The 14735-nt window shown below is 66.2% G+C and carries 12 protein-coding genes and 2 pseudogenes; 7 read left to right on the top strand and 7 right to left on the bottom strand.

Annotated elements, in window-relative coordinates; genetic code table 11:
• From OEJ37_RS25945 to OEJ37_RS25930, 4 genes and pseudogenes are all read right to left on the bottom strand, one after another.
• Positions 1-199, bottom strand: a pseudogene (locus OEJ37_RS25945) (hypothetical protein); the annotation flags it as partial.
• 199 nt (positions 200-398) lie between these two features.
• Positions 399-575, bottom strand: a complete 177-nt coding sequence (locus OEJ37_RS25940; protein WP_175918017.1) for a hypothetical protein — start codon at positions 573-575, stop codon at positions 399-401.
• A gap of 17 nt (positions 576-592) precedes the next feature.
• Positions 593-847, bottom strand: coding sequence for a response regulator transcription factor (locus OEJ37_RS25935; protein WP_208459174.1), 255 nt, complete (start codon positions 845-847; stop codon positions 593-595).
• Positions 848-1607: 760 nt separating this feature from the next.
• Positions 1608-1739 (bottom strand): annotated as a pseudogene (locus OEJ37_RS25930) (D-galactarate dehydratase); the annotation flags it as partial.
• A 362-nt stretch (positions 1740-2101) separates the two neighbouring features.
• Between OEJ37_RS25930 and OEJ37_RS25925 the strand changes: the two are divergent.
• The 3 genes from OEJ37_RS25925 (at position 2102) to pal (ending at position 4923) form a co-directional block, all read left to right on the top strand.
• Positions 2102-2401: a helix-turn-helix domain-containing protein gene (locus tag OEJ37_RS25925; protein ID WP_411859289.1), complete on the top strand. Its 300-nt coding sequence runs from the start codon at positions 2102-2104 to the stop codon at positions 2399-2401.
• Positions 2402-2819: 418 nt separating this feature from the next.
• Positions 2820-4031 carry a porin gene (locus OEJ37_RS25920; protein ID WP_263346877.1) on the top strand — a complete coding sequence of 404 codons (1212 nt, stop codon included), beginning with the start codon at positions 2820-2822 and terminating at the stop codon, positions 4029-4031.
• 400 nt (positions 4032-4431) lie between these two features.
• Positions 4432-4923 (top strand): peptidoglycan-associated lipoprotein Pal, encoded by a 492-nt coding sequence (gene pal, locus OEJ37_RS25915; RefSeq protein ID WP_175918019.1) that lies wholly within the window; start codon positions 4432-4434, stop codon positions 4921-4923.
• A gap of 681 nt (positions 4924-5604) precedes the next feature.
• Here pal and OEJ37_RS25910 read toward each other — a convergent pair.
• The 3 genes from OEJ37_RS25910 to OEJ37_RS25900 are packed head-to-tail and all read right to left on the bottom strand — an operon-like array spanning position 5605 to position 10435.
• The gene (locus tag OEJ37_RS25910) at positions 5605-6864 is read right to left on the bottom strand and encodes a cytochrome c (RefSeq protein ID WP_263346873.1); all 1260 of its coding nucleotides are present in this window, start codon (positions 6862-6864) and stop codon (positions 5605-5607) included.
• Entirely contained in the window at positions 6861-7547 is a 687-nt protein-coding gene (locus tag OEJ37_RS25905) for a (2Fe-2S)-binding protein (protein ID WP_175946275.1), read from the bottom strand. Before OEJ37_RS25905 ends, OEJ37_RS25910 begins: the two co-directional genes overlap by 4 nt.
• Positions 7544-10435, bottom strand: a complete 2892-nt coding sequence (locus OEJ37_RS25900; RefSeq protein WP_263346869.1) for a xanthine dehydrogenase family protein molybdopterin-binding subunit — start codon at positions 10433-10435, stop codon at positions 7544-7546. Before OEJ37_RS25900 ends, OEJ37_RS25905 begins: the two co-directional genes overlap by 4 nt.
• Positions 10436-10989: 554 nt before the next feature.
• Between OEJ37_RS25900 and OEJ37_RS25895 the strand changes: the two genes are divergently transcribed.
• The 4 genes from OEJ37_RS25895 (at position 10990) to OEJ37_RS25880 (ending at position 14612) form a co-directional block, all read left to right on the top strand.
• On the top strand, positions 10990-12540 hold the full coding sequence (locus tag OEJ37_RS25895; RefSeq protein WP_263346867.1) for a sensor domain-containing diguanylate cyclase: 1551 nt from the start codon (positions 10990-10992) through the stop codon (positions 12538-12540).
• 258 nt (positions 12541-12798) lie between these two features.
• On the top strand, positions 12799-13071 hold the full coding sequence (locus OEJ37_RS25890) for a hypothetical protein (protein ID WP_174420662.1): 273 nt from the start codon (positions 12799-12801) through the stop codon (positions 13069-13071).
• 250 nt (positions 13072-13321) lie between these two features.
• Positions 13322-14356, top strand: a complete 1035-nt coding sequence (locus OEJ37_RS25885) for a succinylglutamate desuccinylase/aspartoacylase family protein (protein ID WP_175918024.1) — start codon at positions 13322-13324, stop codon at positions 14354-14356.
• A gap of 46 nt (positions 14357-14402) precedes the next feature.
• Positions 14403-14612 carry a type II toxin-antitoxin system MqsA family antitoxin gene (locus OEJ37_RS25880; RefSeq protein WP_263346865.1) on the top strand — a complete coding sequence of 70 codons (210 nt, stop codon included), beginning with the start codon at positions 14403-14405 and terminating at the stop codon, positions 14610-14612.
• Positions 14613-14735: the final 123 nt, after the last annotated feature.

The following is a 14735-nucleotide window of genomic DNA, read 5'->3' as shown; positions in this document are numbered from 1 at the left end:
CTTGGGGCTGCGCAGCAAACGGCAGCAGGCCGCCGAGTCGGCCGAGCAGTTCGCCGATCATCGGCGCCGCGGTGCCGACGATGGCCCCGCCCACGCCCTGCGGCGCGAACGCACCTTGCGCCACGGTCGACGCGTAAGCCGGAATGTGTCCCGTGACCGTGTGCGGTACCCCCGGCAATGCATGGTGTACATGAGTCATTTTCAAGTCCTGGATCAAGAGGAAAGAGTCGGCGCACAAGCCGCAAGTGGTGCGTCATGCGCGCCGTTCACATGCCGGCCGGCGATGCTTCCATCGACTCAGGACGCGTGCGTCGAAGCAAACATCGGAGGAATCGGCAGGTCAATTCTGCGAGGCGGGTCCTGCCGGCTCCATTCGGCAAATGCGGTATGCGTTGTTGTCATTGCGAGCCGGACGGCGGAACGAAAAATGGCTCGGTGAGCCAGCCGGAAAGCACGGCCGTATGGAGCAGCGCGCAGATATTGGTAGAAGCCGTCTTCCCGAGAAGATGCGAGCGATGCTTGCGGGCGGTCTGGTCACTGATGCCCAGTGCACGGGCGACCTGCTTGTCGCTCATGCCGTCCGCAAGCAGTTTCAGTACTTCGCGTTCGCGCGGCGAGAACGGGTCGGCACGACGCGAGGCGTCGTTTTTTTGAGCACGTCGGGAAAGAGAATGAAATAGCGAATGGTCAGCTGCGCGGATTTCCGGAAGCCGAATTTGTTGAGCAGATTTTCACGATGCTTGCGCGCGGTTGATACGGAAAAGACCAGTTCGGCCGCGATTTCACGGTCGGTCAGGCCTTTCGCAACCAGACCCAACACGACCATCTCGCGTGTGGTGAGTTTCAAGATGGATTCCCCGTTGACCCTTGAAAGGGCATCCCCTTTTTGTCACGGGAGCGGCGGTCTCCTTTGAATTTTCATGACAACCTCACCGGCGACCGGACTTCTCCCCTTACACACGCGACATGCAAAGGTGGATGCGCTTGAGACTGCAGTGATATTTCCGGTCGACCATTTATGAAACGAATTTGCCGCGAGTATTCATGTCGCTGCGGCGATCGCAGCAACACTGTTCGCATTATTTGAATTCGGGCGATCGGAACGATGCATCATACGCCCGCCATTCGGCTTCGCATGATGATTGATATTACTGATTGAATTGACTCATCCGGCGTGCATTAAGCACTCTGAATTCACGGATGAATTTTTATTTTTGTTTACAATTCGCGGAATTCAACAAAAACGAGAAATTCTCTGTTCTTCAATTACAAGTTGACGAAATCGAATTCGACGTCGGTGCCTGCGAGCCACCCGGAAGCCGACGCATCCACGATCAACTTCCCGGCAGAGATGAAGTCATGCGGTCGGCTTGCGATTGCATGCTACGTCGACGCTGCATGGAGCGTCTCCTGGGAAACCGAGCTGTTACGCACCTCGCCTGAGATGATCGCAATAGATTGAAGTGAACTGACGTGCAACAGGCGACCACCCGAGAAACTCGTTATTCCGCGGGCAACTGGATCTGATTACCGTCGCCAGGTTCAAATGCCCGATTCCGGCCAAGTTCGGATGTCCGCTTTTCGACGCACCGCAAACCGCCGGCAATCTCGGAGAGTATCGCGGTGCCGCCCTGGCGTATCAGGCGGTCGACCGCCGCACCCAGCGCGGGATTCGCGGAGATGCCCGAGTATCCGTCGGAGCCGCCGCACTGCAGCCCCACCACGAGATGCGATGCCGCTCGCCGCGCCCGTCCCGCCGAGATAGCGTGTCGGCAGGCACCAGAACACCGGCTGGCACGCGACAAGGCCCGGAATCGCGATACAGAATGCGAGCAAGGTCAGCACCGGCGTATCGATCACGGACAGCGACGCGAACGCGAGGATCCCGACCGTCAGCATGCCGGCTGCGACCTGCAGATGATTGTCGCGACGATCCGCGAAGCGGGTCGCGACGATCATCGCGGCGATCGTGCACAGCCAGGGAATCATCAGCAGCAGACCGATCTTTCCATCGATCTGGGAGCCCATCGTAGCGGCGAATTTCGACGGCAGGTAGAACGCGAGCGGCGCATTGCCGATCTGGATGCGGAAGTACACGGCAATGAACGTCAGCACGCTGCTGTCGCTGGCCATCGCCGGCGAGGTAGCCACGCTGGCCTCGGAACGGCACGGCGACACGCCCGCGCCCTATCCCGAGACGCTGCTGGACCTGGTCGACGGCTGGAGCCGGCACATGCGAGGCAGCGGCACATCGTTGCCCGCGCTGGAACAGCAACTACTGGAAGAGGCAGTGCGGCACGCCAACGGCAACCTGTCGTCAGCTGCGCGCACGCTCGGCATTACCCGTGCGCCACTGGCTTATCGTCTGCAGCGACGGGCGGGCGAGTCCATCAAGGGCTGACGTTACCGTTCGCCTGAGACTCTGCCCGTCGCCGGAAGCGATCGAAGCCAAAGCGATCGCCGTTCGTGCAGCGTATCGAAGCGGTGGCGTCGAAGCTGCACTTCCGGTTGCACGCCGTTAATCGTTCGACAGTCGATCACGCGCCGACCGCGTGAACCGCTCGGCGTCACACTGAAACTGAATCTGAAACGCGTCGGCGAAGCCACGACACACGCCCTCCTGCACCACACGCCCCACCGCTTCCGACTGAATCCCCAACACCGACACGCCGCGATTCTGCGCGATTTTGCAGAGGACCTTTCCTGTGCAACGCCTTAATCGACCGTCGCACGATCTCCAATAATGGCCGCTCGATCCGTCGGCCAGCACGCCGGCGCGACCCGCCGGCGACCGCGCCGGACCAACGATAAAAACTCCTATGCATTCCTACCAGATGAACAAGCATGCCGGCGCGCGCGTCGCGGGGACCGTCATTGCCGCATGCCTGACCGGCTTCGCGCCGGGCATCGCGCACGCACAGAGCAGCGTGACGCTGTACGGCCTGATCGACACGTCGATCACCTACTCGACCAACCAGCGCACGCAGGGCGCCGGCTCGCCCGGCAGCGGCAGCGTCGCGATGACGAGCGGCGCACTGAACGCGTCGCGCTGGGGGCTGCGCGGCCGCGAGGATCTCGGCGGCGGCATGGCCGCGGTCTTCACGCTCGAAAACGGCTTCTCGGGCACCACCGGCAAGCTGTCGCAGAAAGGCGTCGACATGTTCGGCCGCCAGGCCTGGATCGGCGTGAGCTCGAAGACCGCCGGCACGCTGACGTTCGGCCGCCAGTACGACCTGATCCTCGACTTCGTGACGCCGCTCGGCGCGTCCGGCCCCGGCTGGGGCGGCAACCTCGCGGTCCATCCATACGACAACGACGATTCGAACCGCAACCTTCGCATCAACAACGCGGTGAAATACACGAGCCCGACGTACCACGGGCTGACGTTCGGCGCGATGTTCGGCTTCTCGAACACGGCCGGCCAGTTCTCCAACAACGCGGCATGGAGCGCGGGGCTGTCGTATGCGAACGGCCCGCTGAAGCTCGGTGCCGGCTACCTGAAGATCAGCCGCGACCGCAATGCGCCGAACCCGGACGGCGCGCTGAGCACTGTCGACGGCTCGGCGACGATCACGGGCGGCAACCAGCAGATCTGGGCCACGGCCGGCCGTTATGCGTTCGGGCCGCATTCGATCGGCGCCGCGTGGTCGCACTCGACCACCGACGGCGTGACGGGCGTGCTCCAGGGCAGCAATATCGCGCCGCTGAAAGGCGAATCGCTGGTGTTCGACAACTTCACGGTCGACGGGCGCTACTTCGCCACGCGTGCGTTGAGCCTCGCCGCCGCGTACACGTACACGATGGGCCGCTTCGACACGCGCACGGGCCAGACGCGCCCGAAGTGGAACCAGGTCGTCGCGCAGGCCGACTATGCGCTGTCCAAGCGCACGGACGCGTATCTCGAAGGCGTCTACCAGAGCGTGAGCGGCGGCAACGGCAATCCCGCGTTCAACGCGACCGTCTGGACGCTGACGCCTTCGGCGAACAGCAACCAGGTTGTCGTCGCACTGGGGTTGCGGCACAAGTTCTGACGACGCGGCGCTTCGCCGCTGCATCGACTGCGTAAGGCACGCGTTTCGAGCCCCGCTCGATCGTGGTGACCCGTGTTGCAAAGGCCGCGCCCGTGCGCGGCCTTTTGCTGCGGCAGCACATACCGCGCGCCGCCGGCGGGAGCAAGAATGCGCCCCGGACTGTCGCGTCCGCGCAAAAAATGCGGAGAAACTGGTCGCGCTGTGACATTTTTCCTAATCTGTTTGCAGCGGCGCCGTGATTCGGCGCTCCGGGCGCAACAAACTTTCATATGGCGCACCACCGGCTTACGAACCTGCATCACGCCGACGAAGCCGGATTTTTCGCGCCGTTGTAGCCGGATACGTACGTGCAGATGGCACGCACCACGCTTTCAACGCAGTCAACCGCTGGAGACGAACGATGAGCAAAACGAACCGATTTGCGGTCCTGGCAGCCGTCGCACTGCTGGCCGGTTGCCACCACGCGGCGAAAACACCCGAGAATGCCGGCATGGCGCCGACGCCCTCGAGCGAAGCCGTCGCAACGGTGACGGCCGACGATCTCGACAATCCGAACAGCCCGCTCGCGAAGCGCAGCATCTATTTCGATTTCGACGCGTACTCCGTGAAGCCCGAATTCCAGTCGCTGCTGCAGGCGCACGCCGACTACCTGCGCGGCCATCCGTCGCGGCGCGTGCTGATCCAGGGCAACACCGACGAACGCGGGACGTCCGAATACAACCTCGCGCTCGGCCAACGCCGTTCGCAAGCCGTGTTGAGCGCCCTGGAAACGCTCGGCGTGCCGGGCACGCAACTCGAGGCAGTCAGCCTCGGCAAGGAGAAGCCGGTCGCGCTCGGCCACGACGAGGATTCGTGGGCGCAAAACCGCCGCGCCGATCTCGTCTATCGTTGACCGGACGCCGCCACGGCGGCGGCATCCGCGTAAAGGAAAGCATGGCGGGCCGCAACCGCGGCCACGCGGTGCCGTTCGGCTAGCCGGGTTCATGCGCTTCACCGGTCACGCACCCGATGAACGGCGCCTCTCGCTCATCGCCGGCGTTCGAGCCGCCGATGCAGCCAGTGCGACATCACGGCCGACGTCACGATCGCATCGAGCGTCGCGATTGCGTTTATATCGCCCACCTTGTCCGGCGTGTAGCAACGCATCGCGCGGCGCATCCGATCCGGCACCATCGCCCGCGACGATACGCAAAAAGCATGGAATAAACGGCTCGCCCGAGACGTTTCTTCATCGCGCAGACGCGCGGTTCACGCGAACCGGCCTGTCCTGCGGCCTGCGCGCTGCAAGGAGATTGCAATGAAATCGACAACGTTGGCCGCGGCGCTGATCGCGGCGCTAATGCTTGTGCTGTCGGCGGGATGTACGCAGTCGGGCGGCGGCGGTTCGCAAGGACCGGGCATGAGCCGGTACGGCGGCGGCGGTTCGGGAGGCAGCGGAGGCGGTGGCGGAGGTGGCGGCGGCTACTGAAGAATACTGAAGAACCGCTTCGAAAAGTCGGGCGACGCATCGCGCGCGAGCACCGGAAACCGGCTGCATCGCGCGCGACGCCCCGCCCTGCGGCACGACTTGGACTTAACGCATCGCCTTCACATCGGCCGGCGTGACGCTCGCGGGTTGGCCGCCCCACGTCGCGCGCAGGTAGTTCGCGAGTTGGGCGAGTTCGTCGTCGCTCAGCGTGTGCGCGAAACCCGGCATCGGCTGCAGGTTTTCGAAGCCGGCAAACTTCTGCTCGTCGATACCGTCGAGCATCGCGACCAGCAGGTTGCGCGGATCGCCCTGGCGCACCGTCGAGTTGCCGTTCATCGGCACCGCAACGTGCGGCTTGCCTTCGCCGTCGAAGCCGTGACAGCCCGCGCACACCGCGAGATACACCGAGCGGCCGGCCGCGAGCTGCGCGGCGTCGGCCGACACCGGCTTCACCGGTTGCGGCGCGGGCGGCGTGTCGCCGAGCAGGTACACGGACAGCGCGCGCAGGTCGTCCTTCGTCATGGTTTGCGTGCTCAGGTGCACGACCGGATACATCTCGCCGAACGCCGAGCCTTGCGGTGCGATGCCGACGCCGAAGAACGTCTGCAGGTCGGTGCCCGTCCAGCCGCGCGCGGCGAGGCCGGCCGGTGTGATGTCGGGCGCGGCCACGCGGCCGAGCACGGCGCCCGCGAACGGCTTCGCGCCGTCGAGCTGGCCCGTGAACGTGCGCGGCGTGTGGCATTCCGCGCAGTGGCCGAGCGCGTTCGCGAGATAACGGCCGCGCTGCCAGTCGGCGGATTGCCCGGCCGACGCGTCCGGCAGGCGGTCCTTCAGGAACAACAGATCCCACACGGCCATGCCGAAGCGCAGGTTGTACGGGAACTTCAACTCGTGCGCACGGTTTTCCTGCGCGACCGGCCTGACCGTCATCAGGTACGCATACATCGCGTCGGTATCGGCGCGCGTGAGCTGCCGGTACGACGTATACGGCATCGACGGATACAGCCGCTTGCCCGGCGCCTTGCCGTCGTGCAGCGCGGCATGGAAGTCATCCGCGCTCCAGCTGCCGATTCCGTGATCCTTGTCGGGCGTGATGTTCGAACCGTAGAACGTGCCGTACGGCGAATCGAGCTTCGCGCCGCCGGCGAACGGCGCGCCGTCCTTCGCGGTGTGGCACGCCGCGCAGTCGGCGGCCTTGACGAGATAGCGGCCGCGCGCGACCTGGTCGGCACCGGGTGCGCCGGATGCCGCGTTCGACGCAGGCGCGTCATGGCCGCCGCAGGCGGCGAGCAGCAGCGCGCAGGCCGCCGCGAGCGCGGGCAGGCCCGCGGCCAGCGCGACACGATGGGCGAATGTGCGTTTCATGCGGCGTCCTTCACGAGTCCCGGCGTCGTCAGCACCACGTCCTTCACGGCTTCGTAGTAGCGGACGTAGCCCGTGCAGCGGCAGATGTGCGCGTCGAGCGCGTCGGTGATCGTGCGTTCGACGTCGGCCTTCGCGACCGGCTCGCGCTTCAGGCGCTCGATCAGCACGGTCGCCGCGTTGACGAAGCCCGGCGTGCAGTAGCCGCACTGAAAGCTGAAGTGCTCGAGAAACTTCTGCTGGATCGGCGACAGCTCGACCACTTCGCCCGCGTCGTTGCGCTTCGCGTGGCCTTCGATCGTGCGGATCGAGCGGCCGTGGAAGAAGTGCGCGCCGGTAATGCAGGTGCGCATTTCCTCGCTCGTGCCGTCCGGCTTGTCGACGATCACGACGCATGCATGGCAGATGCCCTGCCCGCAGCCGAGCCGCGAACCGGTGAGGCCTGCGTACTCGTGCAGGAACTCAATCATCATCAGCCCTTCGGGCACCTGCATCGGGCCGACGGACTTGCCGTTGATGTTGACCGACAGCGGCTTCTGCTGAAACCGGACGAGCGGACGCTCGACGGCAGCCGGAGCTGCGGCCGGCGCGGACGCCGGTGCGGCCGAAGCCGCGCTCGGCTCGGAAGCGCCGGTCGCAGCCGCGCTGGCGCTCGCGGCCGAAGCCGCGGTTTGGGCGGTCGTCATGCGAGCACCTCCTGAATCTTTTGCGGGGTCACCGGCAGGTCGGTGAAACGATGGCCGATCGCGTGCGCGATGCCGTTCACGATCGCGCCGACGACGGGGATCATCACCACTTCGGCGACGCCCTTCGGCGGATCGGTCTCGGACAGCGGCGGCAGGATGTCGCCCGTCTGCGACCACACCGCGACGTCGGATGCGCGCGGCAACTGGTAGCGGTTGAAGTTCCACGTGCCGTTGCCGGGGCCGTCCTCGTAAAGCGGCAGGTATTCATGCAGCGCATGGCCGATGCCCATCGCGAGGCCGCCCTGCAACTGGCCCGACACGAGCTGCGGCGAAATCTGGTTGCCGCATTCCATGATCGAGTGGTGCGTGAGCAGTTCGACCTTGCCGGTCGCTTCGTGCACGGCCAGCTCGACGAGCGTGCCGACGGCCGTGTAGTACGTGACGGCCGCGTTGTTGCGGCTCGTCGGCGGGATGAACACGCGCTTGCGGTCGAGCACGCGGTAGCCGTTCGCGGTCGGCGGCAGCGTGCCGCGCATCGCGGTCGCGCCGGCCGGCGCGGCGGTGCCCGGCACCGGGCCGCTGCCGTCGCCCGTCGTGTCGCCCGTCTTCGGCGCGCCGACGCGCAGCGACAGCCCGTCGATCGGCAGACGCTCGACCGTGCCGCCCACTTCGAACTCAGCGTCGGTCCATTGCCAGCGGTTGAACACGTGCACGACGGCGCCGGTCGGCAGGCCGAGCGCATGCGCCTGCTTCGCGAGCTGTTCGAACGTCAGCGGCTCGAGGCCGTCGGCGGTCAGCTTGCCGTCGACCCAGCGCGCGTCCTCGATGCGGATCGTGTACGGCGCGGCCTGGCCGCCGCCGAGGCCGCGCGTCCAGATCGACATCGCGGCCGGCCACAGCCCGTAGCGGAACACCGCGCGCGCGGCTTCGCGCGTGCTGTGTGTGAAGTAGTACGCCGAATTCGTCGCGCTCGACGGCGACGCATAGTTCGGCGACCAGCGCGGGTTCGCGCTGAGCCGATCCTGGTCGGCCTGCGACATGATGTACGGATCGCCGCTCGTCTCGACCGGCAGGTCCGGCCATTCGGTCACGGCCACCCGAACCTCGGTCGCCGGACGGCCGAGCCATTTCGCGACCGCGACGGCCTGCGACGTCGACATGCCCGTGCCGATCTCGGCAGCCGTGTGCTGCAGCGACACCTTGCCGTGCTCGTCGAACTCGACCTTCGCGAACGACGCTTCCGCGCCGGTGCCGAAATCCTTCTGCACGCACGCGAAGCCGACGCCGTAGCGCTTGCCCGGGTTCGCGGCCTCGAATTCGGCCTTGCGCGCGACGCGGCGCGTCCACAGCGGATGCTGCTTCGCGCGCTCCAGCACTTCGTCGACGCGCAGCGCGCCGGCGGGAATCGCGCCCTGCGTGTTCTTCATCCCCGAACGCAGCGCGTTGCGCAGCCGGAAATCGATCGGGTCGATGTTCAGTTGCGCGGCGATCTCGTCGACCGCCATCTCCGTCGCGGCCATGCTCTGCAGCGTGCCGTAGCCGCGTGCGGAACCGGCGTCGATCGCGCGCGACGCGATCGCCACCGCCGCGAGGTCGCTCTTCGGGAAGTAGTAGATCGATTGCGCGGCCGTCGCGCCGACCATCGCCACCGACGGCGAGAAGTTCGAGCGCCCGCCGCCGTTCGCCTCGAAATCGCCCTTGAACGACTGCAGCAGGCCCGTGTTGCGGTCGACCGCGATCCGGTAGCGCATCTTGAATGCGTGACGCTTCAGCGACGTCTGGAACTGCTCGTAGCGATCGTTCGCGAAACGTACCGGGCGGCCGTCCGCGTACAGCGCGCACACGAGCCCGTAGAACGGCACGTTGAAGTGATCCTTGGAACCGTAGCCGACCGTGTAGCACGGATGCACGAACAGCTTCTTCACCGGGAAGCGGCATTTCGCGACCATTGCGGCCGCGCTCTCGGCCACTTCGAGCGGCGATTGGGTCGGCACGACGAGGTGCAGCGACTGCATCGCGGCGTCGTACCAGCAGTTCGCGTTGTCGGGTTCGAGCGCGGCCGTATCGACCGACTGCGTGTTGTACTCGCGATCGAACACGAGCCAGTCGGCCGTCGGGTGGTCGAGCTCGCTGGCGATCTGCCCCGCGAGGAACATGCCCTGCTCGTCGAGCTTGCCGTGCTCCTTGCCGTCCGGCCATACCGGCAGGTGCTTGCGCATCATGCTCGGGAAGATCGGCGCATCCTTCAGGCTCGAATAGACGTCGTCGTCGTAGGCCGTCTTGCCGCCCACGCGCACGTAGCGGAAGGTGCCCCACGGATCGCGCTCGAGCGGGCCCGTGGCCGCGCCGTAGCGGATCACGTCGTCGCGGAACTTGAGCGCGTTCTTCGCGAAGCGGAAGCGCGCGAAGTCGTGATAGATCAGGATCGCGACCGCATGGCCGAGATACGCGGGCGTCTTGCCGGCCGGCAACAGCATGTCGTCGCCGTAGAACGCCGGGAACGCGACGCCGTCGCGCGCGAGATCGTCGGCCGTGACCACGCGGTCCGGTTTCAGGTCGTCGCCGAGCAGCGACAGGTCGAAGCCTTCGTAGGTGCGGTCGGCCTGAGTGACGCGCAGGATCAGCGCATGCGACTGCTGCTGCGGCCAGTGCGGCATGTCGGCAGCGCGGACGTCGCGGGCGAACACTTTCGAGCCCGTGACCTTCGCGATGCCGTCGATGCGGAATTGGGGGATGCCGGTGACGCTATCCCATTTGACGGGGGTGAGGAGCTTTTCTTCGAAGAGCGCCGCGAATGCGCGGCTGCCCAGCGGCGCGACATACACCGCGACGCCCGCCAGCAGGCTGGCTTTCAGAAAACCCCGCCGTGACAGGCCGTGGTTTTTCATTTGGGGGGAACCTCCTGATGCGGCTCGGACGGCGATAGGGTGTCGCGGCGTTCGGAGCGGCGCGCATTCTGGCATTGTTTTAGATATATCGCCTATAGTATTTCCCGCATGAAATACTTATTGAATTTCTTATAACGGGATTCGGCCGGGCTGCAGCGTGTGGTCGCGGGGTGCGATCCGTCCGCGTTTGCGTGCGTTTGCGTGCATTCGCATGCCGCTCATCGGTTTCGCTCCGCATCGACAGCGCCCGGCAGCCAAGCGCGCACGCATCGCGGCCGGTCTCCGGTCGGCCGCCGTACATCGCTCCCGCACATCGTTCCGTTCGCAACGATGCCGCGTCCGCCCCGTCGAATGCACAAGGCGATCGCAGGCGTGGTTGACGACCAGCGTCCGACTCGGTGTCTGGTGCTGGCGACGTGCCGCTGTCATGCGCCCGGGCATCCCGCGCTGCCCGTGTTTCATGGTAATGTCGCGCGTATGCGGCTTGCCGGCGCTTCCGCCACGTGCCGTGCGGGCGCCGCCAGCCATCGCGACTCGTGTCGAGGTCAAAAACCATGGCAGTCAGGGCATCCATCCTGAACTCCGTTCTCGCCACACCCTCCTCCGGCAACCACCATGTCACGGCGGCGTTGCGCCCGTCGATGCTGGTCACGCTGTTCGAAGATATTCGCCCGATGGCGATGTCCGGACTCGCAAGCGGCTTCGTCGCGGCCGTCGCGCTGATCCGGCTGCAGCAGCTCTGGTGTCTTGTGTGGCTCATCACCGACATCAGCCTGCTCGCCGCCCGGCTCGCCATAGCGCATGCGTACACGGTGCGCCGCGACGCCGGCGACGACCGCGCCGAATACTGGGCGAGGCGCTATGCGCCCGTGTCGCTCACGGCATGCTTCGTGCTCGGCCTCGGCGTGATGGGTTGCGTGGACGCCGTCGACGTCGAGCTCGGCACGCTGTCGGTGATGGTCGCGGGCGGCGTGTTCGGCGGAATCGCATCGCGCAATTCGGCGCTGCCGCGGCTCGCGATGACGCAGGTCACGCTCGGCGTGCTGCCGATCGGCATCGGTGCGCTGCTGGCCCACCGGCCTGGCGCGTGGCTGCTGCTGCCGCCGCTCGCGATCTATCTCGCGGCCATGCGCACCGTCGTCCAGCGCCACTACCGCGTGCTCGTCGCGCTGATCGCCGCGCGCCAGCGCAATGCCGAACTCGTCGCACGCTTCGACGCCGCTCTCACCTACATGCCGCATGGCCTGTGCATGATCGACAGCGAGACTCGCGTGATCGTCGCGAACCGCCGTACCGCGCAGCTGTTCGGCTCGCCGCGCGAGATCATGCTCGATACGCCGCTGGCCGATGTCGTCGCGGCGCTCGGCGCGAACGCCATGTGCGATCCCGGCGGCGCCGGTCTCGCCGCGCAGTGCGACGTCTGGCTGACCCGCGACGAACCGGAGCCGTTCGATATCGTGCTCGCCGACGGCCGCCAGCTCGAACTGACGCGCCACCGCGTGCCGGACGGCAACGCAGTGGTCATCGTCGAGGACGTCACCACGCGCCGCCAGACCGAGCAGCACATCCGGCATCTCGCGCGGCACGACGCGCTGACGGGTTTGCCGAACCGCCACGAACTGCATGCCCGGCTCAAGCGGATGCTCGCGCACCGGCCGCGCATGCCGGGCCCCTCGCTCGCCGTCATGTATCTCGACCTCGACGGCTTCAAGGCGATCAACGACCGCTTCGGCCATCAGGCCGGCGACGACGTGCTCACGCAGGTCGCCGAGCGGCTCGGCAAGACGCTGCCGCCCGGCGAGCTTGCGGCGCGCATCGGCGGCGACGAATTCGTCGTCGCGATCGACGACACGACGATGCACGCGTGCTCGCTCCTCGCCGAGCGCATCATCCGGCAGATCTCCGCACCGTATACGTTGTCGATGGGCAAGATCGTCAACCTCGGGATCAGCATCGGCATCGCGCTCGACGACGGTCACGGCTCTCCCGACGAACTGATCCGCCAGGCCGACAGCGCGCTGTACGACGCGAAATCGGCCGGCAAGGGCATCTTCCGCTTCTACTCGAACGGCAGCCGGCGCCTGGCGCCGGCCACCGCGAGCTGACCTGGCGGCACCACGCGGCCCGTTCATCGTCGTTTCCACTACCGGCCGCATCCTCCCGGCGATTCAATTCCGAAACTTGTCGCGTGTTCGCACGTCGCGGCGCGCGCTCGCGTGTCACGTGACGTGTTCCGTAACATCGCCCTTCGCCACCCGTTACGTTGACCGCAGAAGCCTGCACGATCGATGCAGCGGGCACCATTTCGCGGTTGGCATTCTTATTGCTCCTCGATGGGGAAAGAACATCCCAGGGAGCCCAACATGAATACCGTCGAAGTCCTCGCCCGAACCGAAACGATCGACGAACAAACCGTGATCGACGGCGCGTCCCTGATCCGGCGGCTCGTTTTCGAGCGCCGCACGCCCGCCCGCGAAGCCGCGTGCGTCGACAATCCGCCGCTGACGCTGTACGGCGCGTTTCGCCAAGGCGTCACCGATTACGGCGCGCGGCGCGCGAATCCGTATCGCGCAGGCAGCCGTTTCTGGACACTGTGGGAAGAAGGACGTATCGAAGCTGAAACATCGGGCCGATAAGCCGGCCGCGCGCGCCGGCCCTGTCGCGGCAAGGGATCGGCGCGAAACCTGGCGCACGCATGCCGCCGGCATGCGTTCACCGGTGCAACATCGCGCGCGGTCTCGCGTATCGGAACTTCCGCCCGCCATGCGCATCTGCGCATCTGCGCGCATGCCGGTTGACGGCGGTCGGCGTTGCGCGCTCCCCGCGCGCCGCGCGGCGGTCGTTTCCCGATAAGATGGCAGATTCCGTTCATCGAACGATGCCGCCATGACCGCACCTTCCTCACAGCGAAACCCCATCCACTGCGAAATCGATCTCGACGCGCCAGGCAAGCACGCGGGCTACCTGCGGCTGCCGCATTCCGTGCACCGCTCGGCGTACGGCTGGCTGCCGATCCCGATCGCGTCGATCCGCAACGGCGACGGCCCGGTCGCGCTCGTGATGGCCGGCAACCACGGCGACGAGTACGAAGGCCAGATCATCGTGTCGCAGCTGATGCGCGAGATCGAACCCGAGATGGTCAGCGGGCAGCTGATCCTGCTGCCGATGGCGAATTTCCCCGCAGCGGACGCGGGCCTGCGCGTATCGCCCCTCGACGAAGGCAACCTGAACCGCAGTTTCCCCGGCGATCCAACCGGCACGCCGACGCAGATGATCGCCCACTACATCGAGCATGCGCTGCTGTCGCGTGCGCAGTACCTGGTCGACCTGCATTCGGGCGGCAGCTCGCTGCTGTACCACGGCGGCAACATGCTCGCGATCGATCCGCTCGACGCGGACGAAGCCGCGAAGCTCAACGGGCTGCTGGTCGCGTTCGGCTTGCCGAATGCGCTGCTGCACGCGCCGAACCCGGTGCATTCGGCGTCGGCCGCGCGCCGGCAAGGCGCGATCTCGATCGTGACCGAACTCGGTGGCGCGGGCATGGCCGATCCTTCGCTGATCCGGCTCGGCCGCCACGGGCTGCTGCACTACCTCGGTTATATCGGCCTGCTGCGCGGCACGCTCGTGCCCGACGCACCGCCGACCGTCACGCGCTTTTTGCGCGTCGACGGCGACCGCCACTTCGTCTATGCGTACGAGCGCGGGCTGTATGAGCCGCTCGTCGAACTCGGCGACCAGGTGAAGGCCGGACAGCCGGCCGCGTGGGTGCATTTCCCCGATACGCCGTTGCGCGAACCGATGCTGCACCGGTTCAACGGCGACGGCGAAGTGGTATGCAAGCGCGTGCCCGCGCAGGTGCGGCGCGGCGATTGTCTGTTTCAACTGGCGGAGTTGTCGGCTGCACCGAGCGTTGGCCAATGAGTCGGGTCGCAATGAGTCAGGCCCGATCCTTCAGGAAACCGCGAACATGAAATGTCCTGCCTGCGGTGACGCGCAACTGATCCGCGACACGCGCAACATTCCGTACACCTGCCAAGGTCGCTCCACGGTCATACCGCGCATCACCGGCGACTTCTGCCCTGCATGCGGGGAATCCGTGCTGGACCTTGAAAATGCAAGCCGCCTCGGCGAAGCGGTGGCGCAGTTCGCAACACCGATACAAGGTCGTGCGACGTAACCGCGCGTCGTCCGTCGCCCCGCATTCATCAAACGGACGCGCCTGCACGGAGCGCCTCATTCGCGCCCGCCCCACCCCACTCCCGCTGCAAGCCTTCTGACGCCTTCCGCGAAATCCTTATCG

This window comes from Burkholderia sp. BKH01, assembly GCF_025685725.1.
In the GTDB taxonomy this organism is placed as follows: Bacteria; Pseudomonadota; Gammaproteobacteria; order Burkholderiales; family Burkholderiaceae; genus Burkholderia; species Burkholderia pyrrocinia_C.
This window is presented reverse-complemented; position numbering and strand designations above follow the sequence as displayed.